The organism is Sinorhizobium sp. CCBAU 05631, from assembly GCF_002288505.1.
Taxonomy (GTDB): Bacteria; Pseudomonadota; Alphaproteobacteria; order Rhizobiales; family Rhizobiaceae; genus Sinorhizobium; species Sinorhizobium fredii_C.
In genome coordinates this window covers 2,266,172-2,290,018 of record NZ_CP023063.1, presented here as the reverse complement: position 1 = coordinate 2,290,018, position 23,847 = coordinate 2,266,172, and the positions used below count along the sequence as shown (strand labels likewise).

Sequence of the window (23,847 nt, the reverse complement as noted above, 5' to 3'; positions counted from 1 at the left end):
CCGCCGCTCTATCAGTTGCGTTTTCCTGGCGCAAGTCTCATCCTCGACGCCCAGAGCTGGCACGACGACGATGCGACGCGACGATGCCGAACGGATTGAAACGCATATGAACGCGGCGGGTTATTCGGGCACGCCGCTTCAAAAGAAGCTCGGCCTGCGCGGCGGGCAGGCGGCGCTGCTTCTCTATGTGCCTGAGCATCTGCAGGAGATTGCCGCTTTTCCCGGGTTTGCCCATCTCGTCACCTCGATTGAGGGGACGGTCTCGCGCCGGTTCGATTACATTCACAGCTTCGATACGGAGAGGGCGGGACTCGAAGCACGGGCGACTGCCCTGGCTCGCCGGCTAAAGCCAGACGGCATGCTTTGGGTATCCTGGCCCAAGCGCGCCTCAGGCGTTGCGACGACGCTGACCGAGGATGCGCTTCGGGACATCTTCCTGCCGCTCGGCCTCGTCGACGTGAAGGTCTGCGCCGTGGACGCGGTGTGGTCCGGGCTGAAGTTTATGTTCCGAAAGGAGATCAGGGCCTCGCTCTGAAGCGCGCCTCATTGGGTCGGGGCCTTCGAGACCCTGAGGACCGCGCCATTCTGCTCGTCGGTCACCATCAGCAGGGCGCCGTCCGGCGCGACGATCACATCGCGGATGCGGCCGAACTCGCCGTCGAAAAGCCGCTCCTCGGACGTGATCGCCCCGGTGTCGTCGCGCTCGAGCCGGGCCAGCAACTGGTATTTCAGCGCCGCGACCAGCAGGTCGCCGTTCCATTCCGGAAACATGGTGCCGCGATAGACCGCGAGCGCGCCGGGGGCGATCGAAGGATCCCAGTAGTAAAGCGGCTGCTCCAAGCCTTCCTTGGCGGTACCTTCGCCGATTTCTGCGCCGGAATAGTCTTTACCGTAGGTGATCACCGGCCAGCCATAGTTCTTGCCCGGCTGCGGGTTGTTCACTTCATCGCCGCCGCGCGCCCCGTGCTCGACGGTCAAGAGCTTGCCGTCGGCCGTATCGAAGGTGAGGCCCTGGGGATTGCGGTGGCCCTTCGACCAGATCTCCGGCAGGCCCTCGGTACCGCCGCGATAGGGGTTGGAGGAGGGGACGGAGCCATCGGCGTTGATGTGCAGGATGGCGCCGGCATGGTCGCGCGGGTCCTGAGCCCGCTCGCCATGGCCGCGGTCGCCGATGCCGAGGAAAAGGCTGCCGTCGCGGTCGATGGCGATGCGGGAGCCGAAATGCTGGCCAGTCCGCGTGAACCGGTTCATCCGAAAGATCTCCTTGACGTCCGTCAGCCTTCGCTCGTCGTCGGAGAGCGTCGCTCGCGCCAGAGCGGTGCCATAACCGTCGTCGCCTCGGGCCGCGAAAGTGAGGTAAAGGGTGCGGTTGGCGGAAAATTGCGGGTCGAGCGCGACGTCGAGCAGGCCTCCCTGGCCATGTTCGGCGACATCAGGAAGGCCTTCGACCGCGGACGAGAGCTTGCCGTCGCGCAGGATGCGGAGCCGGCCCGGCCGCTCGGTGACGATAAGCGCCCCATCGGGCAGGACTTCGACCGCCCAGGGATGCTGGAGGCCGTGCGCGAGTGTCTCGACAAGGACGGTCCCCGTCTGTGTCTGGAATTCCCGGGCCTCTTGTGCAGCGGCAGGCAGAGCGGCGGAAAGGAACAGAGCCGCGGCCAGAGGCAGGGCGGCCGAAAGGAGCGTCACGGGGATTTCGCTCGGTTTGATTTTTGCCCAGTGCCACATGCGATTCGACGCTCCCAAGCTCCTGCATGACCGCCATTACAGGTCAGGAGAGAAACTGGTGCCCAGTCGCCTTCGCTTCAAGTCAAATCCGATCAAAACGGCTTTATCGGACGTGCGCGCTGCAGCGACCCCTTTACAAGCTCTCGAAAAAGGGCTGCAGCGACCGGCTGGTGCCAATCAAGGACTGATTTGCCATCTGCCCTTCCAAGTCAAAAAGCTCGGCGGTCGCTTTCATGTAAAAGCCCTTGCCGATCAGCATCAGGCCGGCAAGGGCAATCATGGCGATGATCGCGACGATGATCGTCTCGATCGCCGACAGCCGGGCAAGGAAGCCGGTACGTTGCTCGGGCAGATCGTCTTCGTTATCGGCCATGGCGCCTGCTTCTCGCCCTGCTTAAGGCGGCGATCCGGTTGCTGACGACGAAAGCGGTGCCGGCCGTGAGCGCGGCGGCAAGCAGCGTTGCGCCGACGGCAATCTGCCGCTCGCCCAGCACCGCCGCGGGGGCGGGTTCGGCGACGACGAGCATCGCCGATTGCTGGTCCGGCTCGGCGGAAGCCGCCTGGGCCTTCGTCTCGACCACGAGGCCGAAGATCATCACCATGCAGACCGCGAGCGCCGCGAGCGCCAGATAAAACCCCCAGCGCGCCTCGTTTCGGCCGGTTCGCGTCGAAGCGATCTCTTCATCGAGAAACATAGCACACCCCCACGATGCCAATGCGTTCGCATCACACGACATGACGCCTGGATATCGGCTCTTGAAGGACGGAATTGCGGCGCTCTGCGACAGTTATTGTGGCGAAATATGGGCCGTGGGAAAACGCGTGAAGAGGGGCGGTCTTCTGGGGCACGGAGGGGCGGTGAGATTGCGGACGGAGGTTCCGGATTGCCCGTCATCCATTGCGGCCGTGATCGCTTTGATGAAACTTTGTCATGGTGACGCATTTTGCGAGGTTCGGCCGCCGTTTTTCTCGATGGAGCGCTTGCAAGACCGGGCGTCTTTCGACATAGACCTAACCGCTATGGAGGCCGGTCTTCCGTTCCGTAGCGTCTCACGCCCGTTTCGAAACGATCAGGACCTCACACCATGGCCTTCCTTGCCGATGCCCTTTCTCGTGTAAAGCCCTCCGCCACCATCGCCGTTTCGCAGAAAGCCCGCGAATTGAAGGCGAAAGGCCGCGATGTCATCGGTCTTGGAGCAGGCGAGCCGGATTTCGATACGCCGGACAACATCAAGAAGGCGGCGATCGACGCGATCAACCGCGGCGAGACGAAGTACACGCCGGTTTCGGGCATTCCGGAACTGCGCGAGGCGATCGCCAAGAAATTCAAGCGCGAGAACAACCTCGACTACACCGCCGCCCAGACGATCGTCGGCACCGGCGGAAAGCAGATTCTTTTCAACGCCTTCATGGCGACGCTCAACCCAGGCGACGAAGTCGTGATCCCGGCTCCCTACTGGGTCTCCTATCCGGAGATGGTGGCGCTTTGCGGCGGCACGCCGGTCTTCGTCGCGACGGCCCAGGAAAACAACTTCAAGCTCAAGGCCGAGGATCTCGACAAGGCGATCACGCCCAAGACCAAGTGGTTCGTCTTCAACTCGCCCTCGAACCCGTCGGGCGCTGCCTATTCGCATGACGAACTGAAGGCGCTGACGGATGTGCTGATGAAACATCCGCATGTCTGGGTGCTGACGGACGACATGTACGAGCACCTGACTTATGGTGACTTCAAGTTCGCGACGCCGGTCGAGGTCGAGCCCGGCCTCTACGACCGCACCCTGACGATGAACGGCGTCTCCAAGGCCTATGCGATGACCGGCTGGCGCATCGGCTATGCCGCCGGACCCTTGCCGCTGATCAAGGCGATGGACATGATCCAGGGCCAGCAGACCTCGGGCGCCACCTCGATCGCGCAATGGGCAGCCGTCGAAGCGCTGAACGGCTCGCAGGATTTCATTCCGCGCAACAAGGAAATCTTCCAGGGCCGCCGCGACCTCGTCGTGTCGATGCTGAACCAGGCGAAGGGCATTTCCTGCCCGACGCCGGAAGGCGCCTTCTACGTCTATCCGTCCTGCGCCGGTCTCATCGGCAAGACCGCCCCGTCGGGTAAGGTCATCGAGACCGACGAGGACTTCGTCTCCGAGCTCCTCGAGGTCGAAGGCGTGGCGGTGGTGCATGGTTCGGCCTTCGGCCTCGGCCCGAACTTCCGCATCTCCTATGCGACCTCCGAGGCGCTGCTGGAAGAGGCTTGCCGGCGCATCCAGCGTTTCTGCGCCGCTTGCAAGTAAAGCGCCGGACAGAGCAACAAACATCAAGCCCGCCGGACACGGCGGGCTTTTTCGTGCTCAGATGCCGATTCAACGACCGGACAACCCATCTCAGGCGGCAGTCCTATCTCTTTGAAATTCGATTCATTCCCGCCTTCGGATTAGTTCGATCACGCCGGAGATGCGGCGCCGCTTTGGCCTCTGTCGACTCGCATGGTGGCAAGCCTTCGCATGGCATCGATGAAGTCCGGGGCGAGGTCCTGCTCGCGGCTCCCACGGACTATAGTGTCAACGGGATGGTCTGCATTGCCGTGTCGGAGACGACGTTGCGGTGGTGCTGACCGCTGTCGATCGAAAATCCTGGTGATGCTTTTTCCTTTCCTGTTTCGCTTCAACCGGCCGTTGAGAGCTTCTGGCCGAGGCCGCCGTCGACGGCGAGCTTTGCCCCCGTTGTGAAGGTGGCCTCGAAGGCGAGGAACAGCACGGCGCGGGCCACCTCGTCGGCAGTGCCGTTGCGCTTCATCGGCGTGATCGCATCGCCCAGCGCTTTGAACTCGGCGCGTTCCGCATCGGTAAGGCCGGCTGCACCCTTGGTCGGCGTGTCGACGAAGCCGGGACTCACCGTGTTGACCCGGATGCGGCGCGGCAGGAGCTCTGCCGCCAGCACCGAGGCGAAGGAGACGAGTGCGGCCTTGGTGGCGCTGTAGACGCTCATGCCCGGATGCCCACCCTCGTCTGCAACCGAGGAGGTGAAGACGATCGAGCCGCCCTCGCGGATCAGCGGCGCCAGCCGCTGGACGGTGAAGAAGGCGCCCTTGGTGTTGACCGCGAACTGGCGATCGTAGGAGGCTTCGCTGACCTGATCGAAGGGCTCAAGCTCGGAAATGCCGGCATTGACGTGGAGGAGGTCGATGGCCCCGAGCTTCTGGCCGGCGGAGGCGCCAAGGACCGCGATATCGCTGAGATCGGCGATATCCGAGCGCACGGCGTGCGCGCGCGGACCGAACTCCTCTCTGACTTTGGCGACATTCTCCTCGTTGCGTCCGGTCAGGAGCACTTCAGCGCCGCCATTGACGAGCCGCCTGACCGTTGCCAGCCCCATGCCGTGGGTGCCGCCGACCACGATCGCCTTCTTACCCTGATAAATCGCCATTATGTCTTCCTCTTCGGTACGATTGAATGATGAGAAAGAGATGCATTCGTGGACGGTCTTGTGGTAGACGGCTGGTCGTGGACATATCGTCCACAATTGCAGACAATGACGGCCATGGCGAATCTCAATGACTTCACTTTCTTTGTCCACGTCGTGGACCACGGAGGTTTTGCGCCGGCGGCGCGTGCGCTCAACGTGCCGAAATCGACGCTCAGCAAGCGGGTGGCGGTGCTCGAGAAGAACCTCGGGGTCCGCCTCATAAACCGGACCTCGCGCCGGTTCGCGGTGACTGCAACGGGGGAAGATTTCTACCGCCACGCGGCGGCGATGCTGGTGGAGGCCGAAGCGGCGGAAAATGTCGTCAAAGGCAGGCTTGCCGAACCGAGCGGCGCTGTCAGGATCACGGCCTCCGTTCCGACGGCGCAGCTTTCGCTAGCCCCGCTATTGCCCGAACTCGCTCTCGCCTATCCCAAGCTTCGCGTCGTCCTGCACGCGACTGACCGCTTCGTCGATATCGTCCAGGAAGGCTTCGATATGGCGGTGCGCGATCATTTTGCGCCCCTGCCGGACTCTGGTCTCGTGCAGCGTCGCGTCGGCTCACAGAGCAAACTTCTCGTCGCCGCGCCTGCTTATTTGCAAGAGCGGGGAGTGCCTGCACGAGCAGAGGCGTTGCAGGAGCACGATGGGCTGATGACGTCACTTACCTCGCAGGGCTGGACGGTCGAGCACCAAGACGGCACGAGCGTGCAGATCTCACTCAATCCGCGCTTTGTGGCGGACGAATCCCGGGTCCTGCTGGCGGCAGCGCTGGCAGGACTTGGGATAACCGCGCTGCCTGGCACGCTCTGTCAGGAGGAAATTGCAAGCGGTGCACTCGTCCACATCCTCCCGGAGTGGACTGCAGGCAAGGTGACGACGACGATCCTGATGCCACATCGTCGCGGCCAATTGCCTTCGGTGCGTGCGACGATCGACTTCATAGCGGAGCGGCTCGGCGACGGCTGAAGTAAAAGGCCCGCGTAAGCGGGCCTTCATTCGTTCTCTTCGGCTTTCTAGCGTTCGGCGAGCGCCGGTTCTCCCTTCTTCTCACGGATCAGGTTGAGGAACCGGCGGAAGAGATAGTGGCTGTCCTGCGGGCCCGGGGAGGCTTCCGGGTGGTGCTGGACGGAGAAGACCGGCTTGCCGCTCAAGCGCAGGCCGCAATTGGTGCCGTCGAAGAGGGAAATGTGAGTCTCTTCAACACCTTCCGGCAGCGACTTGGAATCGACCGCGAAGCCGTGGTTCATCGAGACGATCTCGACCTTACCGGTCGTGTGGTCCTTGACCGGATGGTTGGCGCCGTGGTGGCCCTGATGCATCTTCTCGGTTTTCGCGCCGAGCGCCAGCGCCAGCATCTGGTGGCCGAGGCAGATGCCGAAGACAGGGATGTCGCTCTGCAGCAGGCTCTTGATCACCGGCACGGCATATTCGCCGGTGGCGGCGGGGTCGCCCGGGCCGTTCGACAGGAAAATGCCGTCCGGCTTGAGCGCCAGTACTTCCTCGGCGCTTGTGTCGGCCGGGACGACCGTGACGCGGCAATCAAGACCGGCGAAGAGGCGCAGAATGTTGCGCTTCACGCCATAGTCGAGGGCGACGACATGATAGGCGGCTTCGGTCTCGCCGAGCGTGGAGTAGCCGTCGTTCCAAACCCAGGGCTTCTCGTTCCAGCGGTAGGACTGGCCGGAGGTCGCGACCTTCGCAAGGTCGAGCCCCTCGAGGCCGCTCCAGGCTTTGGCTTCCGCCTTCAGCGTCTCGACGTCGAAAACGCCGGCCGGATCATGGGCGATCACGGCGTTCGGCATGCCGTTTTCGCGGATCCAGGCGGTCAGCGCCCGGGTATCGATGCCGCAGAGCCCGATGACGCCGCGTGCCTTCAACCACGCGTCGAGGTGCTTGGCGGCGCGATAGTTTGAAGGATCGGTGATGTCGGCCTTGAAGATCACCCCGACGGCGCCGTGGCGGGCGGCGGGGGTCAGGTCCTCGATGTCCTCGTCATTGGCACCGATATTGCCGATATGCGGGAAGGTGAAGGTGACGATCTGGCCGAGATAGGAGGGGTCCGTGAGGATTTCCTGATACCCCGTCAGCGCCGTGTTGAAACAGACCTCGGCCTGAACCTTGCCGGTCGCGCCGATGCCCTTGCCTTCGATCACCGTGCCGTCGGCCAGAACGAGCAGGGCAGTGGGTTTCTGGGTTGTCCATGCGGGTGTCGCGGTCATCGTTCCTATCCCGTTGCGGCGGAAGGCGCGGCTTTAAAGCCGGTCGGTTCAGCCCCATTTCAAAATTGCATGCGGCATGGCGCGCGGAAGCCCCGCGAGAAAGAGGTTCATGCCGATGTTCGTGCAGGTGCCGGAAAATAGACAAAGGCTTTAGCCGGGTCAACCGGGCGCCCGTGAATTGTCCGGAAATAATGTCCCTTACAATTCAACCGGTTGCGCGAAGGGTTTGATTGTGGCTGCCGCCGTGGTTTAAGAGAACGACCATAACGAGGCAATAGCAGTCGTCCGGCGCCGTCGACGCGGGGCCGTTTCTGCATGGAGAAAGAGATGCGCGAGCAATTCGCAAACGCCCTGAAGGAAGCGCTGAAAGCCAAGGATACCCGGCGGACTTCGACCGTTCGGCTGATCCAGGCGGCGATCAAGGACCGCGACATCGCCAATCGCGGCCAGGGCAAGGACCGGGCCGGCGATGACGAGATCATGCAGATCCTCGCCAAGATGATCAAGCAGCGCGAGGAATCGGCCCGCATCTACGACGAGGGCGGCCGCCCGGAGCTCGCCGAGCAGGAGCGGCAGGAAATCACCATCATCAACGGATTTTTACCCGAGCAGTTCTCCGAGGAGAAGGTGAACGAGCTTTGCGCCGCAGTCATCGCGGAACTCGGCGCTCAGGGCCTGCGCGACATGGGCAAGGTGATGAATGCTTTGAAGGAGCGCTATCCCGGCCAGATGGATTTCGCCAAGGCTTCCAGCATCGTCAAGGAGCTGTTGAAGTAAGCCGCTGCGCCGGCGCCTGATCTCCGGCGGCGCCTCAGTTTCCCGCCTCTTTTGATGGCCGCCTGTGAAAAGCGGGCAAGACCGAGAGGAACGGTGGCTTCCTCCGGCCAGGCCGCTTATATGGAAGCTGGCCAGAGGTATCCATGCGCTTTTCACCGTCCTTCCTTGACGAGATCCGCGACCGCGTTCCGATTTCGGACGTGGTCGGCAAGCGCGTCACCTGGGACCGGCGCAAGACCAATGTGTCGCGCGGCGACTACTGGGCCTGCTGCCCCTTCCACGGCGAAAAGTCGCCGAGCTTCCACTGCGAGGACCGCAAGGGCCGCTACCATTGTTTCGGCTGCAATGTCTCCGGCGACCATTTTCGCTTTCTGACCGACCTCGAGGGCCTGAGCTTTCCCGAAGCGGTGCAGCAGATCGCCGATATGGCGGGTGTTCCCATGCCGCAGCCCGATCCGCAGGCCGAGCGGCGGGAGAAGGAGCGCACGAGCCTGCTCGACGTCATGGAACTGGCGACGCAGTTCTTTCAGGACCAGCTTCAGACCGCGTCCGGCGCCAAGGCGCGCGCCTATCTGCGCGAACGGGGCCTCACCGGCCGCACGATCGAGACCTTCCGGCTCGGCTATGCGCCGGATAGCCGAAATGCGTTGAAGGAATTTCTCGCCGGCAAGGGGGTCGGCAAGGAGCAGATCGAGGCCTGCGGCCTCGTCGTCTATGGGCCGGACGTTCCGGTCTCGTACGACCGCTTTCGCGACCGGATCATGTTTCCGATCCTCTCGGCGCGCGAAAAGGTGATCGCCTTCGGCGGCCGGGCGATGTCTGCCGATGCGCCCGCCAAATATCTGAACTCCAACGAGACCGAGCTCTTCCACAAGGGCAATGTGCTCTTCAATTTCGCGCGCGCCCGGCGCGCTTCCCAGGGCGCCGACGGCGCGGGCACGATCGTCGCCGTCGAAGGCTATATGGACGTGATCGCGCTGCATCAGGCAGGCATCGAAAATGCCGTGGCGCCGCTCGGCACGGCGCTGACCGAGAACCAGCTCGATCTCCTCTGGAAGATGACGCCCCAGCCGGTGCTTTGCTTCGACGGCGACGGGGCCGGCATCCGCGCGGCCAACCGTGCCGTCGACCTGGCGCTGCCGCATCTGAAGCCCGGCCGTTCGGTGCGCTTCGCCATGCTGCCGGACGGTAAGGACCCGGACGACCTCGTCCGTCACGATGGGCGAGAGCCTTTCGACAAGGTGCTTGCCAATGCCCGTTCGCTCGCCGAGATGGTTTGGATGCGCGAGGTGCAGGGCGGCGGCTTCGATACGCCGGAAAAGCGCGCCGAGCTTGAGGCCCGGCTGAGGCAGGTGACCTCCGTCATCGCCGACGAGAGCGTGCGCCGCCACTACGGCCAGGACATGCGCGACCGGCTGAACGCCTTTCTGCAGGTGAGCGCGCCGTTCAGGGGCGAGCGGCGGCCGTTCGAGCGCGGTGGGCGCGAGCGCGGCGGTCCGCGAAACTATGGCGGTGCGCGCAACGCTGCCGGCCCGACCTCGATTTCCGACCGGCTGGCGCGCTCGTCGCTGGTCAGCGGTCAGCAGGCGGCGCCGATGCTGCGCGAGAGCGTCCTTGCGCTCACGATCGTCAACCACCCGCAACTGCTTTTCGACGAATATGACGAGATCTCGACGATCGAGTTCGATCATCGTGAGCTGCAGCGTTGCTGGGCAGCGGTTCTGAACGCCGCGGCGGCAAACGGCCCGCGGCTGACGCGGGAAGGGCTGGTCGAGCAATTGGAGGCTGAAGGTTTTGCCCCGTTGATCAGCGCGCTCGACCAGCAGATTCGCTATGCGCGGCTATGGACCGCGACGACGGCGGCTGCGCCAGAAGATGCGCGCGAGGGTTACCTGCAGGCCCTGGCGCTGCACAAGCGCACCAAGGCGCTCAATTGGCAGCGCCGCGAGCTCGAAAGGGAATTGGCGCATGCCACGGAAGAAGGGGATCTCGAGGTCGTGCCGCAGCTGTTGCGGACGCTTCAGGAGGTTCAGTTGGAAGTCACCCGGCTGGAGAACCAGGAAGCGATCATCGAAGGCTTCGGAGTGCTTTCCGGACGGGTCAAGGGGCCGGCGGCGCGGTGATGCCCTGCTTCTGGCGGCCCCTGATCTCGCTGCCGCGACCCTTTCCCTGCAGGCGGGGAGAAGGGAATGCCGCGCCAGCTCAGCAAACGTCCTTGCAGTTGGTGCACGACACGAGCCTCAGATGCGACGCAACCTCGCCCCGCCTGCGGGGAGAGGGCAGGGTGAGGGGCATCTCTCTACCCGCCTTCGCGTCCGATTTTCGTGAGCCGCATACTGCCCGCCGACGAAAGCGATTTCATGCCATACAATGACGACGCCTCCACCATCCTCCGCTTCGGAAACGACGGCGCCCGCAATCCCCTCGATGTCCTCAAGCGCGTCTACGGCTATTCCGCCTTCCGCGGTCAGCAGCAGGCCGTCGTCGAGCACGTCGTGGCGGGTGGCGATGCTGTGGTGCTGTTCCCGACCGGCGCTGGCAAGTCGCTCTGCTTCCAGATCCCGGCGCTTTGCCGCAAGGGCGTCGGCATCGTCGTCTCGCCGCTGATCGCGTTGATGCGCGACCAGGTGGAGGCGCTGAAGCAGGCCGGCATTCGCGCTGCGGCGCTCAACTCCTCGCTCAGCCGCGACGAGGCGATCGCCGTCCGCCGGGCTCTCTCGGCGGATACGCTCGACCTGCTCTACGTCACGCCGGAGCGCGCGGTCACCGACGGTTTCGCCGAAATGATCGGCGACATGGACATCGCCCTCTTTGCGATCGACGAGGCGCACTGCGTCTCGCAATGGGGTCACGATTTCCGGCCCGAATATCGCGGCCTCGATTGTCTTGCCTCGCGTTTCCCGGGCGTGCCGCGCATTGCTCTGACGGCCACCGCCGACCCACACACGCGCGACGACATCATCGAGCGGCTGGCGCTTCGCGGCGCGCGGGTGTTTTCCTCCAGCTTCGACCGGCCGAACATCGCCTACGAGATCGTCGAGCGCGACCAGCCGCGCCAGCAGCTCTTGCGCTTCCTGTCGCGCTTCAAGGATTCGAGCGGCATCGTCTATTGCCTGTCGCGCGCCAAGGTCGAGGACACGGCCGAATGGCTGAACGGACAGGGCATCCGCGCTCTCCCCTATCACGCCGGAATGGACCGCGCCTTGCGCGATCGGCATCAGGACGCCTTCCTGAAGGAGGAGAACCTCTGCCTGGTGGCGACAGTCGCCTTCGGCATGGGGATCGACAAGCCGGATGTCCGTTATGTCGCGCATCTCGACCTGCCCGGTTCGGTCGAGGCCTACTATCAGGAGACTGGCAGGGCCGGTCGCGACGGATTGCCGTCGGAAGTGTGGATGGCCTATGGCATGGCCGACGTCATCCAGCGCCGGCGCATGATCGACGAGGGCGGCGCGCCGGACGAGATCAAGCGCATCGAACGGTCAAAGCTCAATTCCCTGCTGGCGATCTGCGAGACGGCAGGCTGCCGGCGGCAGGCGATCCTCGCGCATTTCGGCGAGGCGCATCCCGGCCGTTGCGGCCACTGCGACACCTGCCTGAAGCCGGTCGAGACCTGGGATGGTACGGAGGCGGCGATCAAGGCACTCGCCGCCGTCTACCGGACCGGCGAGCGGTTCGGCACCGGCCATGTCATCGATGTTTTGATCGGGGCCGTCAACGAGAAGACCGAGCGCTTCGGCCATGTCGACATGCCGGTCTTCGGCGCCGGCAAGGACCTGCCGGCGCGAACCTGGCAATCGGTTTTCCGGCAATTGCTCGCAATGGGGTTGATCACAGTCGACCACGCTGCCTACGGCGCCCTGAAACTCGAGCCGGAAGCGCGGGCGGTGTTCAAGCGCGAGCGGCAGGTGCTCTTCCGCAAGGATCGGCCGAGTTCCGGCAAGGCGGCACGCGGGCAGAAATCGGCCTCGGCCCGCGAGCGTTCGGATCTTGCCGGCTCCGATCTCGAGCTTTTCGAGAAGCTGCGGGCCGAGCGGTTTTCGATCGCCAAGGAATTGAACGTCCCGCCCTATGTCGTCTTCCCGGACACGACCTTGATCGCGCTCGCCAAGCAGCGTCCGCGCGACTTTGACGATCTCATCGGCATTCCCGGCATCGGCGAGAGCAAGCGGGAGAGATATGGCGAGGCTTTCCTGGCGGTGATCGATGCATTCGAGGAGGGGGGCTGAGAAGGGCAGGTCCAGAAGGTCGCGGGGGCGTCAACTTGCATTCCCTCATTCCTGTGCTTGTCACAGGAATCCGGCGCGCCCAAGTCCTTGGGCGCTGAAAGTGTCTCAATATTCGGTTGGGGTCTCCACCGCTTTCCTTCTTATCTGGCGCATTCACGGCGCGGACGCGCCGTGGCTGGATCCCTGTGACGAGCACAGGGATGAGGGAGGGTGAGTGTAGGCTTTTCGCCAATTAAGCAACCTTGGTTGCATAATTGCAGCTGATCATGCACGTTGTGACTGCATGAGGGGCTATGTCTATACTCTCGCATCCAAGCGAAACGGGACGCTCTATACCGGCGTCACCCGTGTTTGCCTCGCCGCCTCTTTGAACACCAGAACGACCTAACCCCGGGCTTCACTTCCAAATACGGCGTAAAAACGCTTGTCTGCTTCGAGGATTTCGATCTGTTGACGACCGATATCACGCGGGAAAAGACGATCAAGAAGTGGCCGAGGCAGTGGAAGCTGAACCTCATAGAGCAGATGAACCCGGAGGATATTCCCACTACCTCCACGGGATATAGTGTGCATCGACAGTAAGGCCCACGCCTCCCTCATCCCTGTGCTTGTCACAGGGATCCAGCAGCGCCGTGTCCACGGCGCGGAAGAGTCTTTCACCCCAAGGACTGGGCTGACTGGCCTCCTGTGACAAGCACAGGAATGAGGCGGGGAGGTGAAGCCTTTGCCGTACCGTAGCCGATGAGGCTGCACGCTGCCTGTGCGTACTGTGGCGACGCCGTGTCCACGGCGCGGAAGGTGCTTGAATCCCGCGCGTTTCACCTCAACAATGCGGTAAGAAATTGCTGTGCGTCGCCAGCCATCGTGTTATTTGTCTATACAAACTCCTTTGTTCGAAAGCGGCTGCCATGACCTCTGCCTTCCTCTCCCACCTGCGTTCGGAGCTTGATGGCCTGAAGCAGGCCGGGCTCTACAAGTCCGAGCGCGTCATCACCTCCAAGCAGGCGGGCGAGATCGAAGTCGCGTCCGGCGAAAGGGTCCTGAACTTCTGCGCCAACAACTATCTGGGCCTTGCCGACAACGAGAAACTTGCCGATGCCGGCAAGAAGGCGCTCGACCGTTACGGCTACGGCATGGCCTCGGTGCGTTTCATCTGCGGCACGCAGGAGGAGCACAAGCAGCTCGAGGCGCGCATTTCCTCCTTTCTCCGCATGGAGGACACGATCCTCTATTCCTCCTGCTTCGATGCCAATGGCGGTCTGTTCGAGACGCTGCTCGGCGAGGAAGATGCGATCATCTCGGACGCGCTGAACCACGCCTCGATCATCGACGGCGTCCGGCTCTCCAAGGCGAAGCGATTCCGTTACGCCAACAACGACATGGCGGCGCTGGAGGAGGAGTTGAAGAAGGCCGAGGGCAGCCGCTTCAAGCTGATTGCTACCGACGGCGTCTTCTCCATGGACGGCATCATCGCCAACCTCGAGGGCGTCTGCGACCTGGCGGAGAAATATGGTGCGATGGTCATGGTCGACGACAGCCACGCGGTCGGCTTCGTAGGCAAGCATGGCCGCGGCTCCGCCGAACATTGCGGCGTCGAGGGCCGCGTCGACATCATCACCGGCACCCTCGGCAAGGCGCTGGGCGGTGCCTCGGGGGGCTACACGTCGGCAAAGGCCGAGGTCGTCGACTGGCTGCGCCAGCGCTCGCGACCCTACCTCTTTTCCAATACGCTTGCTCCGGTGATCGCCGCGGCCTCGCTCAAGGTCTTCGAACTGATCGAGAACGGCGATGCGCTTCGCGAGCGGCTCTATGCGAACTCGGCACTCTTCCGGGCCGAGATGTCGAAGCTCGGCTTCCGGCTCGCCGGCGAGGGGCACCCGATCATTCCCGTCATGCTGGGCGATGCGGCGCTGGCGCAGGAAATGGCGGCGCGCATGCTGGAGAAAGGCGTCTACGTCATCGGCTTTTCCTTCCCCGTAGTGCCGAGAGGACAGGCACGCATCCGCACTCAGATGTCGGCGGCGCACAGCGAGAAGGATGTGCGGCGTGCGATTGCGGTGTTCGAGGAAGTGGGCCGCGAGCTGGGCGTGATTTGAGGAGCTAAGCTATGCGAGACGCGGAGGGAGTGAGGATCCTGCAATGACCAACATGATGAAGGCGCTGGTCAAGACGAAGCCCGAGGTTGGGCTGTGGATGGAACGCGTGCCGGTGCCGGAGGTCGGGCCGAACGATGTGCTGATCCGCGTCAAGAAATCGGCGATCTGCGGCACCGACGTCCATATCTGGAACTGGGACCAGTGGGCGCAGAAGACCATTCCCGTCCCGATGGTCGTCGGCCACGAGTTCATGGGCGAAATCGCCGAGGTCGGCTCGGCGGTCACCAAGCACCATGTCGGCGAGCGGGTTTCCGGCGAGGGCCATATCGTCTGCGGCAAGTGCCGCAATTGCCGGGCGGGCAGGGGACATCTCTGCCGCAATACGCTCGGCGTCGGCGTCAACCGGCCGGGCTCCTTCGCCGAGTTCGTCTGCCTGCCGGAATATAATGTCGTGACGATCCCGGACGACGTGCCGGACGAGATCGCCGCGATCTTCGATCCCTTCGGCAATGCGGTGCATACGGCGCTTTCCTTCGATCTCGTCGGTGAGGATGTGCTCGTCACCGGCGCCGGACCGATCGGCATCATGGGCGCGTTGGTCGCCAAGCGCTCAGGCGCCCGAAAGGTGGTGATCACCGACATCAATCCGGTACGCCTCGATCTCGCCCGCAAGCTTGGGATCGACTACGTCGTCGATGCCTCGAAAGAGAATCTCGCCGATGTGATGCGCTCGATCGGGATGACCGAAGGCTTCGACGTCGGCCTCGAAATGTCGGGCGCTGCACCGGCGTTCCGCGACATGATCGACAAGATGAACAATGGCGGCAAGATCGCCATTCTCGGCATTGCGCCGGCCGGCTTCGAGATCGACTGGAACAAGGTGATCTTCAAGATGCTCAACCTGAAAGGCATCTATGGCCGTGAAATGTTCGAGACCTGGTACAAGATGATCGCCTTCGTCCAGGGCGGGCTCGACCTTTCGCCGGTCATCACCCACCGCATTCGTATCGACGAGTTCCGCGACGGTTTCGAGGCGATGCGCTCTGGCAATTCGGGCAAGGTGGTGATGGATTGGCTGTGATGTGACTGCGGGTTACATTCCGAAATGGAACGACGCGACGATCCCGGAAAAAGCCCGCGCCTCTTGTCTTTTAAAAGGGCGCTCCTACATCTTGAGCAACCCTGGTGAACGGCGAGATAGTCCCGTCGATATGCGTTTTTTGCCGATTTGCGCGGTTTTTCACCGGAAAAGCTTGACGGGATGAAAAATTCTGGGAATCACCATTTCAAGCAGAAATGGCGACATGGTACGGCGGATAGGAAATCATGCCAGAGACGATTCAGTGGCAGGACTGTCGAAGCTTGCCCGCTCAGCCGCGATCGCTGTCGTGGTTAATCAGGAATTAAACATCATCCCGTTACGTCAGGGGAAATGAATCGGTGGCGGGTGCGCGGCGCGCCCGAACCCCGAGCGGCATTGGGCACCGGGTGCAGGCCGGTTGCGACAAGGAAAGCGACGAAATAAATGGCAACAAAAGTCAAAGAAAACGAAGAAGCAGACGTTGAACGCGAAGGCACTCCGGACGGTCCGCTTCTCGATCTTTCCGACGACGCTGTCAAGAAGATGATCAAGGCCGCCAAGAAGCGCGGCTATGTGACGATGGACGAATTGAATTCCGTCTTGCCTTCCGAGGAAGTCACCTCCGAGCAGATCGAAGACACGATGGCGATGCTCTCCGACATGGGCATCAACGTCATCGAGGACGAGGAAGCCGAGGAGGCGGCCGGCGGCGACGACGAGGACGCAGGCGACGACGGCGAGAGCGAAGGCGGCGAACTGGCGACGGTCAGCGGGACGGCGCTTGCCACCGGCAAGAAGAAGGAGCCGACAGACCGCACCGACGACCCGGTGCGCATGTATCTGCGCGAGATGGGCTCGGTGGAGCTGCTCTCCCGCGAAGGCGAAATCGCCATCGCCAAGCGCATCGAGGCCGGCCGCGAAACGATGATCGCCGGTCTCTGCGAGAGCCCGCTGACCTTCCAGGCGCTGATCATCTGGCGCGACGAGCTGAACGAGGGCCAGACGCTGCTGCGCGAGATCATTGATCTCGAGACCACCTATTCCGGCCCCGAGGCCAAGGCTGCCCCGCAGTTCCAGAGCCCGGAAAAGATCGAGGCCGACCGCAAGGCGGCCGAGGAGAAGGAAAAGACCCGCAAGTCACGCGTTGCGGCCAATGACGACGACATCACCAATGTCGGCGGCGAGGGCCAGCCGGTCGAGGAAGAGGAAGAGGACGACGATGAGTCGAACCTCTCGCTCGCCGCGATGGAGGCGGAGCTGCGCCCGCAGGTGATGGAGACGCTCGACATCATCGCCGAGACCTACAAGAAGCTCCGTAAGCTGCAGGACCAGCAGGTGGAAGCACGGCTCGCCGCGACCGGCACGCTCTCGCCGGCGCAGGAGCGTCGCTACAAGGAGTTGAAGGACGAACTGATCAAGGCGGTGAAGTCGCTGTCGCTCAACCAGAACCGCATCGATGCGCTGGTCGAGCAACTCTACGACATTTCCAAGCGCCTCATGCAGAACGAGGGCAGGCTGCTGCGCCTTGCCGAATCCTACGGCGTCAAGCGCGACTCCTTCCTCGAGCAATATTCCGGCGCCGAGCTCGATCCGAACTGGATGAAGTCGATCAGCAATCTTGCCGGCAAGGGCTGGAAGGAATTTGCCAGGGCCGAGAACCAGACGATCCGCGACATCCGCCAGGAGATCCAGAATCTCGCGACCGAGACCGGCATTTCGATTGCCGAGTTCCGCCGCATCGTCTCGATGGTCCAGAAGGGCGAGCGCGAGGCGCGGATCGCCAAGAAGGAGATGGTCGAGGCAAACCTGCGCCTGGTGATCTCCATCGCCAAGAAGTACACGAACCGCGGCCTGCAGTTCCTGGACCTCATTCAGGAGGGCAATATCGGCCTGATGAAGGCGGTCGACAAGTTCGAATACCGCCGCGGCTACAAGTTCTCGACCTATGCGACCTGGTGGATCCGGCAGGCGATCACCCGCTCGATCGCCGACCAGGCCCGCACCATCCGCATTCCGGTGCACATGATCGAGACGATCAACAAGATCGTCCGCACTTCGCGCCAGATGCTGCACGAGATCGGCCGCGAGCCGACGCCGGAAGAACTGGCGGAAAAGCTCGCTATGCCGCTCGAGAAGGTGCGCAAGGTCCTGAAGATCGCCAAGGAACCGATCTCGCTCGAAACCCCGGTCGGCGACGAGGAAGATTCGCATCTCGGCGATTTCATCGAGGACAAGAACGCACTGCTACCGATCGACGCTGCCATTCAGGCGAATCTGCGCGAGACGACGACGCGCGTCCTCGCCTCGCTGACCCCGCGCGAGGAACGCGTCTTGCGCATGCGCTTCGGCATCGGCATGAACACCGACCACACGCTCGAGGAAGTCGGCCAGCAGTTCTCGGTCACCCGCGAGCGCATCCGCCAGATCGAGGCGAAGGCCTTGCGCAAGCTCAAGCATCCGAGCCGTTCGCGCAAGCTGCGCTCGTTCCTGGACAGCTGAGCAGAGAACAACGACCTGAACGAACTTGAAAAGCCGGGCCCAGCGTCCGGCTTTTTCGTCTTCGTCAACGCCTGCCATGCCATGGTCTTTTGGGCGCTGAACTTGTTCGGATTTCATCGCGGGATTATACTTCTAAGCTTGCAGCGAAAGGGGGCACTGGTTGCAGTGCGAGAGAAGTAGTTGCACCGCAGGCGTCCGCCCGTGCATTGGAGCGCCGGCACTTGAACCCGGAAAAAGCGCTCTGCCCCTTCTAAATTCGGAGCATCTTTAGGCGCTTTCCGTCGAAGGCGGGATGCTCTGCGGGAGGTGTGAGATGACCACTTACGTCGTGCTCCTCAATTGGACCGATCAGGGTATCAGAAGCGTGCGTGAGTCCCCCAAGCGGCTCGATGCAGCCAGGAAGGTCCTTGAAGAAATGGGCGGATCGTTCAAGGACTTCTATCTCACCATGGGCGAATACGACATGGTGGCAATCTGCGAGGCACCGGACGATGCGGTGGCCGCGCGGTTCTCGCTGACACTCGGCACCTACGGCAATGTGCGCACCCGCACGTTGAAGGCGTTCCCGGAGGCTGCCTATCGCGAACTGATCGGCACGCTCGGCTAGCAAGATTGTAAGCGACTGTTATTGCCGCGGCGCACCTTTTCAGAAGATTTGCGCTGCGCCGCGGATGGTATTGCCGCCTGAAACGCGCGGCGACGCAGAAGTCCTTCAACTTCGCTTCAAAACCGTTCCTTAACATTTACCCTTTATCAATCTCTCGCATATGAGAGGTTCCGCGATGCGTTGCGTTTTTGTCGCCGTCCTCCTGTTGCTGGCCGGCTGCGGAACGGTGCCGAGAGATACCCGGAACGCCTGCGCGGTTTTCGAGCAGCGAGATGGCCTTTTCAACAATTGGCGCCGGGCCGCCTATGCGGCCGAGCGCGAATATGGCGTGCCCGTACCGGTGCTGATGGCGACGATTTACACGGAGTCCGGCTATCGCCACAATGCACGGCCGCCGCGCACCAAGCTCTTCGGCTTCATTCCCTGGACGCGCGTCTCCACGGCTTACGGTTATTCACAAGCTCTCGATGGCACCTGGGCGCGCTACCAGGCCGAAACCGGGCGCTGGATGGCACGCCGGACCGATTTCGCCGACGCCATCCGCTTCATCGCCTGGTACCACAATCAAAGCCACCAGCAGAACGGCATCGCGCTCAACGATCCCTATCGGCTCTACATCGCCTATTACCACGGCCAGGGCGGCTATCAGCGCGGCAACTGGAGCGAAACGGCGAAGACGGGCGCCAAGCGCGCCAGCAACGTTGCCGCGCTTTATGCGCGGCAGCTGCAGGGCTGCGGCGGCTGAGGGCCGTTCAAGTCTCTTTCGAGGATCAGTCACCCCGCCGTGAAAAAATTGCCTTCCGCTGTCGGAACCTTTCCGCTCCGGCCGTCCTTTGTCGACTTTCAACGGAGGAGACGGACATGGCCTATGTGGATGGTTTTCTGATTGCGCTGCCGAAGCAAAACGTCGAGGCCTACAAGGATCTGGCCCGCAAGGCCGGCGAGGTCTGGAAGGAGCACGGTGCCCTGAATTACGTCGAATGCCTGGGCGACGACGTGCCCTATGGCGAGCTCACCTCCTTTCCGCGGGCCGTGCAGGCCAAGGAAGACGAGACCGTCGTTTTCTCCTGGGTCGCATACCGGTCGCGCGAGGACCGCGACGTGATCGTCGCCAAGGTGATGACCGATCCGCGGCTTCAGGGCGATGAATGGAAATCCATTTTTGACGGCAAGCGGATGATCTATGGCGGCTTCCAGGCCTTCCTGGAACTTTGACCAGCCGCTGGGTGTCGGGCCTGCTCTGCGCAAGCTGATGCTGAGCAGTTCTTTCAATTCGGACGGGCTTCGCAGTACAGTCCTTTGGAGACGGGTGCCGGCGAAGGTGCGGCGCCCGGCCATGCAGGACGACAGCCATGCCGCAGACCGTCATCACCATCACTACCAAGGGGCAGGGGCTCTACGAGTTCACTCGCGAGGCGGCGGATTTCGTGCGGGAGTGCGGGGTCTCGGAGGGGCTTCTTACCGTTTTCGTGCGCCACACCTCCGCCTCGCTCATCATTCAGGAAAACGCCGATCCGGACGTTCGACGCGATCTGCGCGAATTCTTCCATCGTCTGGTGCCCCCGTCGTCGGCGCCTTCGATGGGCTGGATCATCCATACCCAGGAAGGGCCTGACGACATGCCCGCCCATATCAAGGCGGCGTTGACCCAGGTCTCGGTCGGCGTACCAGTCATCGACGGGCGCATGGCGCTCGGCACCTGGCAGGGGATCTATCTCTTCGAGCACCGCGACCGGCCGCATCGCCGCGAAATTATCCTGCATCTCACCAGCTGACCTCAGGAGGAAACGATGACGGACGCCCAGACTATTGCCGGACGTTTCATCGAGGCCGTGAACGACCGGGATTTCGAAGCGCTTGCCGGCCTCCTCGACGACGATGTCGCCTTCGATTCGCTGACCGGACAGCGCACGCTCGGGATCGGGCCGCTCAGAACCTGGGTGATGAGCTACCTGCGCCATTTCGACGAGAGCTTCGGCGACGTCGTGCTGATGCGCGATGCCTTCGGGCAGCGGGTGGCGGCGGATACGACCGCGCGCGGCACGTACCGCGAGACAATGGTCGGCTTCCCAGAGGCGTCCGGTCAGAGCTATGCCGTCCCGAGCGTCTTCATCTTCGAGGTCGAGGAGGGTGTCATCACCCGACTCAGCCACTATCGCAACCTGCGCTTGTTCGAACGGGAACTCGGCGGCTGAATGGAGCAGAATGAAACGCGTCGCGTTTCAATGCGTTAGCACTCCCCCTGCACAGCTGGAAGGAACGATTCCGTTCATTCTTCGTTTCCCCTCGAACGGGAAGAGGAAAGCGCGAGCGGTCGTCCGTTCACGTCCCCCGCTGACCACCTGCCGCAAATCCGGCCGAATCGCCTGAGATGCGCGCGGTGGGGTGGGACTCATCCTGAACGCCGCATGAACGAAGGGTTCCGGTGCCGTTCAGCTTGTCCGGTCTAGATTTGGATCATCGATGAGAGAGTGACCGCAACCCTTTCGCTAACGGAGAAATGTCATGAGGAAGTTTCTTGTCAATGCAGCCGTCGCCGCCGTTGTCGGACTGACCGCCCTTGTCGGCACCACCACCACGGCTTCGGCCGATGCGCTGGTCTTCGAATTCGGCCAGGGAGGCGGCGTACAATACCGCGAACGCGACTATGACCGCTGGGACGACCGTCGCGACTGGCGCCGCGACCGCTGGGAACGCCGTGGCCGTTGTGAACCGTGGCTCGCCGTCGACAAGGCACGTGACCGTGGTCTGCGCCGCGCCCATGTAGCCGACGTTTCGCGCCGCCAGGTCGTCGTCCAGGGCCGCCGTCATGGCGATCGCCAGGCGATCATCTTCGCCAATGTCCGCGGCTGCCCGATCATCGGTCGCTGGTAAGGACGGTTTTCCGTCTTGTCTCCCCGGCTGACGGAAAACAGCCCGGCGCCTGGCGCCGGGCTCTTCTTTTTTACGTTCAATGAGAGACCAGCCTGGGTTTTCAGGCTTGATTGTCACCGTTACGGATTGACCGCGAAGGTGACGTTGACCGTGACGCTATAGGCCTGCTCGCCGGTTGCGATCGGCACCTGATCGGCGGCGAATTCCTTGGCCATGCTGCGCATCGGCACCGGCGGCTCGTCGCGGGCCGGTTGTTCGGAAAGCTCGATCAGCCGGCCGAGCGAGACTCCGGCCGCTTCCGCCAGCACTCTTGCCTTGTTGATCGCATCGGCGACAGCGGCCTTGCGGGCCTCGGTAATCACCGTCTCCGGCTTGTCGTTGGAAAATTCGATGCCGCCGCCCTGATTGACGCCGAGCGTCACGGATTTGTCGAGGACTTCGCCGAGCTTCGCCAGATCGCGCACGCGCACGCTGACGCCGTTGACGACCTGGTAGCCGACGAGCTCCGGCGGGCGGGCGCTGCCGTCGCTGTTCTGGGGATAGTTGTATTGCGGCATGATCGAGAAGCCGCTTGTCTGCAGGTCGCGTTCGGCAATGCCGGACTGCTTGAGTGCTGCCAGCACCTCGGCCATCGCCTTGTTGTTGGCGTCGAGCGCCTCGCGAGCGGTCTTGGCGTCCTTGACGACGCTCAGCTGTACGATCGCCATGTCGGGCGCCGTCGTCGCCTGTCCTTCGCCCGAAACCTTGATCAGCGCCTGGCGCCCTTTCGGGGCATCAGGGCGCCCCTTGCCCTCTGCCTTGCCGGCACCGCTGTCCTGCGCCGCCGCTGCCGCCGCAAACGCACCGGCAAAGGCGGCGGCGATCGCCGCGACATGGACCGAGCGGGCAATGCGTGTGGAAATCATGGATGTTACTCTCCGGTTGTTATTCGCCAAATCCATGCTTATCGATTGTGTAGGCATTGCGGCAATGGCTTGTCGGCAAAAAGGTTTTCCGCTAGAGCCATTTGCAGCTTCGAACTGCCATTGGTTCGCGGCGGCCGGACTACCCGGCAGGGCCTGTAGCTCAATGGTTAGAGCCGGCGGCTCATAACCGCTTGGTTGGGGGTTCAAGTCCCTCCGGGCCCACCACTTAGCTCTAGCCCATCACCTCGCCACAGCGCGAACCTCGCGGCGGAAATCCGAGGGCGGCATGCCGGCGATTTGGCGGAAGGCCTTGTTGAAGGCGCTTACCGAGCCGAAGCCGCTGTCCATCGCCACCTCCAGGATGCTGTCGGCGCCGTTCATCAGCATGGCTTGCGCCCGCGAAAGGCGCAGCAGCGTCAGATATTTGATCAGCGTCATGCCCGTCGACTTGCGAAACAGGTTCATGGCGTATTTCGGGTGCAATCCGGCTGCCGCGGCGATCGCGACCGCGTCGATCTCCTCGAGAAAATTGGCGGCGATGAAATCGCACATGCGCACGACGCCGGGCGAGGGCGGGGCCGAGGCGGTTTCGGTCTGGCGTTCCTTGCCGGGTGCAACGATCGTGTAGGGGTCCATGAACATTCGCTCGACGCGCAGCAGCAGTTCTTCGACGGCGTGCTGGGCCTTCACCTCGTCACCGGAATTTGCCCAGTTGCGCCAGCGCGGAAAGTTCCGGTCGTCGGCGCCGTCGGTCTCTGAGGTCAGCATCGTGGCCCCGCCCATGAGCATGGCCGAGATTTCCGGCGGCAGCCGCATGCGGAAGAAGTGCACGAGCGGCAGATGCGCGCCGGCATAGATGGAATCGTCGGAGGATTCGTCCATCCGGTGCGGCTGCCCGCCCCAGAAGAGGCACATCTGTCCGGGGCCGAGCCTCAGGTCATGGCCAGCCATGCGATAATGCACCGAGCCCCGCATCACGTAGTTTACCTCGACCTGCGCATGCCAGTGGGCGCGCAGCATGATCGGGGGGTGGGCGTGGAAGAAATGCAGCCGGGTCGGCATGCCCTCGATGCCGCAGGCACCGGGCTGGTAGACCGCTCGCTCGACAATCTTACTATCCGCCAAATCCGCATTCCCTTCGTACGAGACAGATATCCGCGGGGCGTTAATGTGCCCTTGTTTGCTGAGGACTGCACTTGAAAAGGGAGGTTTTCAAGGTGTGTCAAGCATTTCAGGGCTCTGGCATTTACCTCGGTTCCATCGATCTTCCATCCGTATGGCTGTCCTGCACAATCGCCTGCGGCAAGGGCCTGATCCTCCGCCAGACACCCGCGTCCCGTTTGATGCCGAAGGCAAGCGACGGCGCTGATCAA

The 23,847-nt window shown here is 62.8% G+C and carries 22 protein-coding genes, 1 tRNA gene and 1 pseudogene; 17 read left to right on the top strand and 7 right to left on the bottom strand.

Annotated elements, in window-relative coordinates; genetic code table 11:
- The first annotated feature begins 70 nt into the window (after positions 1-70).
- Positions 71-535, top strand: a complete 465-nt coding sequence (locus SS05631_RS11260) for a hypothetical protein (protein WP_037415077.1) — start codon at positions 71-73, stop codon at positions 533-535.
- Positions 536-543: 8 nt separating this feature from the next.
- On the opposite strand, the gene SS05631_RS11255 is transcribed toward SS05631_RS11260, so the two are convergent.
- From SS05631_RS11255 to SS05631_RS11245, 3 genes are all read right to left on the bottom strand, one after another.
- Positions 544-1,728, bottom strand: a complete 1,185-nt coding sequence (locus tag SS05631_RS11255) for a PQQ-dependent sugar dehydrogenase (protein WP_037415079.1) — start codon at positions 1,726-1,728, stop codon at positions 544-546.
- Between the two features lie 133 nt (positions 1,729-1,861).
- On the bottom strand, positions 1,862-2,101 hold the full coding sequence (locus SS05631_RS11250; protein WP_037415082.1) for a hypothetical protein: 240 nt from the start codon (positions 2,099-2,101) through the stop codon (positions 1,862-1,864).
- Positions 2,091-2,423: a hypothetical protein gene (locus SS05631_RS11245; protein ID WP_037415085.1), complete on the bottom strand. Its 333-nt coding sequence runs from the start codon at positions 2,421-2,423 to the stop codon at positions 2,091-2,093. Before SS05631_RS11245 ends, SS05631_RS11250 begins: the two co-directional genes overlap by 11 nt.
- A gap of 390 nt (positions 2,424-2,813) precedes the next feature.
- Between SS05631_RS11245 and SS05631_RS11240 the strand changes: the two genes are divergently transcribed.
- Positions 2,814-4,016 (top strand): pyridoxal phosphate-dependent aminotransferase, encoded by a 1,203-nt coding sequence (locus tag SS05631_RS11240; RefSeq protein WP_037415088.1) that lies wholly within the window; start codon positions 2,814-2,816, stop codon positions 4,014-4,016.
- 370 nt (positions 4,017-4,386) lie between these two features.
- Here SS05631_RS11240 and SS05631_RS11230 read toward each other — a convergent pair whose 3' ends face one another.
- A complete protein-coding gene (locus SS05631_RS11230) occupies positions 4,387-5,148 on the bottom strand; it encodes an SDR family oxidoreductase (RefSeq protein ID WP_037415091.1) in 762 nt (253 codons plus the stop codon).
- Between the two features lie 114 nt (positions 5,149-5,262).
- Here SS05631_RS11230 and SS05631_RS11225 point away from each other — a divergent pair, with 114 nt between their 5' ends.
- The gene (locus tag SS05631_RS11225; protein ID WP_037415295.1) at positions 5,263-6,153 is read left to right on the top strand and encodes a LysR substrate-binding domain-containing protein; all 891 of its coding nucleotides are present in this window, start codon (positions 5,263-5,265) and stop codon (positions 6,151-6,153) included.
- Between the two features lie 47 nt (positions 6,154-6,200).
- Here the strand turns inward: SS05631_RS11225 and carA are convergent, their stop codons facing one another.
- Positions 6,201-7,406, bottom strand: coding sequence for a glutamine-hydrolyzing carbamoyl-phosphate synthase small subunit (gene carA / locus SS05631_RS11220; RefSeq protein WP_037415095.1), 1,206 nt, complete (start codon positions 7,404-7,406; stop codon positions 6,201-6,203).
- A gap of 327 nt (positions 7,407-7,733) precedes the next feature.
- On the opposite strand from carA, the gene SS05631_RS11215 reads away from it, so the two are divergent.
- From SS05631_RS11215 to SS05631_RS11155, 13 genes and pseudogenes are all read left to right on the top strand, one after another.
- Positions 7,734-8,183, top strand: coding sequence for a GatB/YqeY domain-containing protein (locus SS05631_RS11215; RefSeq protein ID WP_037415097.1), 450 nt, complete (start codon positions 7,734-7,736; stop codon positions 8,181-8,183).
- 143 nt (positions 8,184-8,326) lie between these two features.
- Positions 8,327-10,306 (top strand): DNA primase, encoded by a 1,980-nt coding sequence (dnaG, locus tag SS05631_RS11210; RefSeq protein ID WP_037415099.1) that lies wholly within the window; start codon positions 8,327-8,329, stop codon positions 10,304-10,306.
- Positions 10,307-10,543: 237 nt separating this feature from the next.
- Complete coding sequence (gene recQ / locus SS05631_RS11205) at positions 10,544-12,412, top strand: DNA helicase RecQ (RefSeq protein WP_050988182.1); 1,869 nt, start codon at positions 10,544-10,546, stop codon at positions 12,410-12,412.
- A gap of 283 nt (positions 12,413-12,695) precedes the next feature.
- Positions 12,696-12,994 (top strand): annotated as a pseudogene (locus SS05631_RS31870) (GIY-YIG nuclease family protein).
- Positions 12,995-13,320: 326 nt separating this feature from the next.
- Positions 13,321-14,508 carry a glycine C-acetyltransferase gene (locus tag SS05631_RS11195; protein WP_037415104.1) on the top strand — a complete coding sequence of 396 codons (1,188 nt, stop codon included), beginning with the start codon at positions 13,321-13,323 and terminating at the stop codon, positions 14,506-14,508.
- 43 nt (positions 14,509-14,551) lie between these two features.
- Positions 14,552-15,589, top strand: a complete 1,038-nt coding sequence (gene tdh / locus SS05631_RS11190) for an L-threonine 3-dehydrogenase (RefSeq protein WP_037415106.1) — start codon at positions 14,552-14,554, stop codon at positions 15,587-15,589.
- A gap of 444 nt (positions 15,590-16,033) precedes the next feature.
- Positions 16,034-18,088 carry an RNA polymerase sigma factor RpoD gene (rpoD, locus tag SS05631_RS11185; RefSeq protein WP_037415109.1) on the top strand — a complete coding sequence of 685 codons (2,055 nt, stop codon included), beginning with the start codon at positions 16,034-16,036 and terminating at the stop codon, positions 18,086-18,088.
- 313 nt (positions 18,089-18,401) lie between these two features.
- The gene (locus tag SS05631_RS11180) at positions 18,402-18,695 is read left to right on the top strand and encodes a GYD domain-containing protein (protein WP_037387241.1); all 294 of its coding nucleotides are present in this window, start codon (positions 18,402-18,404) and stop codon (positions 18,693-18,695) included.
- Between the two features lie 175 nt (positions 18,696-18,870).
- On the top strand, positions 18,871-19,440 hold the full coding sequence (locus SS05631_RS11175) for a transglycosylase SLT domain-containing protein (RefSeq protein ID WP_037415112.1): 570 nt from the start codon (positions 18,871-18,873) through the stop codon (positions 19,438-19,440).
- A gap of 116 nt (positions 19,441-19,556) precedes the next feature.
- Positions 19,557-19,910: a DUF1428 family protein gene (locus tag SS05631_RS11170; RefSeq protein ID WP_037415115.1), complete on the top strand. Its 354-nt coding sequence runs from the start codon at positions 19,557-19,559 to the stop codon at positions 19,908-19,910.
- A gap of 137 nt (positions 19,911-20,047) precedes the next feature.
- The gene (locus tag SS05631_RS11165; RefSeq protein ID WP_037415118.1) at positions 20,048-20,470 is read left to right on the top strand and encodes a secondary thiamine-phosphate synthase enzyme YjbQ; all 423 of its coding nucleotides are present in this window, start codon (positions 20,048-20,050) and stop codon (positions 20,468-20,470) included.
- A gap of 15 nt (positions 20,471-20,485) precedes the next feature.
- Positions 20,486-20,890 carry a ketosteroid isomerase-related protein gene (locus SS05631_RS11160; protein WP_037415121.1) on the top strand — a complete coding sequence of 135 codons (405 nt, stop codon included), beginning with the start codon at positions 20,486-20,488 and terminating at the stop codon, positions 20,888-20,890.
- Positions 20,891-21,200: 310 nt separating this feature from the next.
- Positions 21,201-21,569: a hypothetical protein gene (locus SS05631_RS11155; protein ID WP_037415123.1), complete on the top strand. Its 369-nt coding sequence runs from the start codon at positions 21,201-21,203 to the stop codon at positions 21,567-21,569.
- Positions 21,570-21,688: 119 nt separating this feature from the next.
- Here SS05631_RS11155 and SS05631_RS11150 read toward each other — a convergent pair whose 3' ends face one another.
- Positions 21,689-22,474: an SIMPL domain-containing protein gene (locus SS05631_RS11150; RefSeq protein ID WP_037415126.1), complete on the bottom strand. Its 786-nt coding sequence runs from the start codon at positions 22,472-22,474 to the stop codon at positions 21,689-21,691.
- Positions 22,475-22,623: 149 nt separating this feature from the next.
- On the opposite strand from SS05631_RS11150, the gene SS05631_RS11145 reads away from it, so the two are divergent.
- A tRNA-Ile gene (locus SS05631_RS11145) sits at positions 22,624-22,699 on the top strand.
- 15 nt (positions 22,700-22,714) lie between these two features.
- Here SS05631_RS11145 and SS05631_RS11140 read toward each other — a convergent pair.
- A complete protein-coding gene (locus SS05631_RS11140) occupies positions 22,715-23,599 on the bottom strand; it encodes a helix-turn-helix domain-containing protein (RefSeq protein WP_037415130.1) in 885 nt (294 codons plus the stop codon).
- Positions 23,600-23,847: the final 248 nt, after the last annotated feature.

Excerpts from the sequence above, each read along its gene's own strand:
- SS05631_RS11260 (WP_037415077.1), top strand. The coding sequence starts at position 71 with ATGCGACGCGACGATGCCGAACGGATTGAAACGCATATGAACGCGGCG.
- SS05631_RS11255 (WP_037415079.1), bottom strand. The coding sequence starts at position 1,728 with ATGTGGCACTGGGCAAAAATCAAACCGAGCGAAATCCCCGTGACGCTC.
- SS05631_RS11250 (WP_037415082.1), bottom strand. The coding sequence starts at position 2,101 with ATGGCCGATAACGAAGACGATCTGCCCGAGCAACGTACCGGCTTCCTT.
- SS05631_RS11245 (WP_037415085.1), bottom strand. The coding sequence starts at position 2,423 with ATGTTTCTCGATGAAGAGATCGCTTCGACGCGAACCGGCCGAAACGAG.
- SS05631_RS11240 (WP_037415088.1), top strand. The coding sequence starts at position 2,814 with ATGGCCTTCCTTGCCGATGCCCTTTCTCGTGTAAAGCCCTCCGCCACC.
- SS05631_RS11230 (WP_037415091.1), bottom strand. The coding sequence starts at position 5,148 with ATGGCGATTTATCAGGGTAAGAAGGCGATCGTGGTCGGCGGCACCCAC.
- SS05631_RS11225 (WP_037415295.1), top strand. The coding sequence starts at position 5,263 with ATGGCGAATCTCAATGACTTCACTTTCTTTGTCCACGTCGTGGACCAC.
- carA (WP_037415095.1), bottom strand. The coding sequence starts at position 7,406 with ATGACCGCGACACCCGCATGGACAACCCAGAAACCCACTGCCCTGCTC.
- SS05631_RS11215 (WP_037415097.1), top strand. The coding sequence starts at position 7,734 with ATGCGCGAGCAATTCGCAAACGCCCTGAAGGAAGCGCTGAAAGCCAAG.
- dnaG (WP_037415099.1), top strand. The coding sequence starts at position 8,327 with ATGCGCTTTTCACCGTCCTTCCTTGACGAGATCCGCGACCGCGTTCCG.
- recQ (WP_050988182.1), top strand. The coding sequence starts at position 10,544 with ATGCCATACAATGACGACGCCTCCACCATCCTCCGCTTCGGAAACGAC.
- SS05631_RS11195 (WP_037415104.1), top strand. The coding sequence starts at position 13,321 with ATGACCTCTGCCTTCCTCTCCCACCTGCGTTCGGAGCTTGATGGCCTG.
- tdh (WP_037415106.1), top strand. The coding sequence starts at position 14,552 with ATGACCAACATGATGAAGGCGCTGGTCAAGACGAAGCCCGAGGTTGGG.
- rpoD (WP_037415109.1), top strand. The coding sequence starts at position 16,034 with ATGGCAACAAAAGTCAAAGAAAACGAAGAAGCAGACGTTGAACGCGAA.
- SS05631_RS11180 (WP_037387241.1), top strand. The coding sequence starts at position 18,402 with ATGACCACTTACGTCGTGCTCCTCAATTGGACCGATCAGGGTATCAGA.
- SS05631_RS11175 (WP_037415112.1), top strand. The coding sequence starts at position 18,871 with ATGCGTTGCGTTTTTGTCGCCGTCCTCCTGTTGCTGGCCGGCTGCGGA.
- SS05631_RS11170 (WP_037415115.1), top strand. The coding sequence starts at position 19,557 with ATGGCCTATGTGGATGGTTTTCTGATTGCGCTGCCGAAGCAAAACGTC.
- SS05631_RS11165 (WP_037415118.1), top strand. The coding sequence starts at position 20,048 with ATGCCGCAGACCGTCATCACCATCACTACCAAGGGGCAGGGGCTCTAC.
- SS05631_RS11160 (WP_037415121.1), top strand. The coding sequence starts at position 20,486 with ATGACGGACGCCCAGACTATTGCCGGACGTTTCATCGAGGCCGTGAAC.
- SS05631_RS11155 (WP_037415123.1), top strand. The coding sequence starts at position 21,201 with ATGAGGAAGTTTCTTGTCAATGCAGCCGTCGCCGCCGTTGTCGGACTG.
- SS05631_RS11150 (WP_037415126.1), bottom strand. The coding sequence starts at position 22,474 with ATGATTTCCACACGCATTGCCCGCTCGGTCCATGTCGCGGCGATCGCC.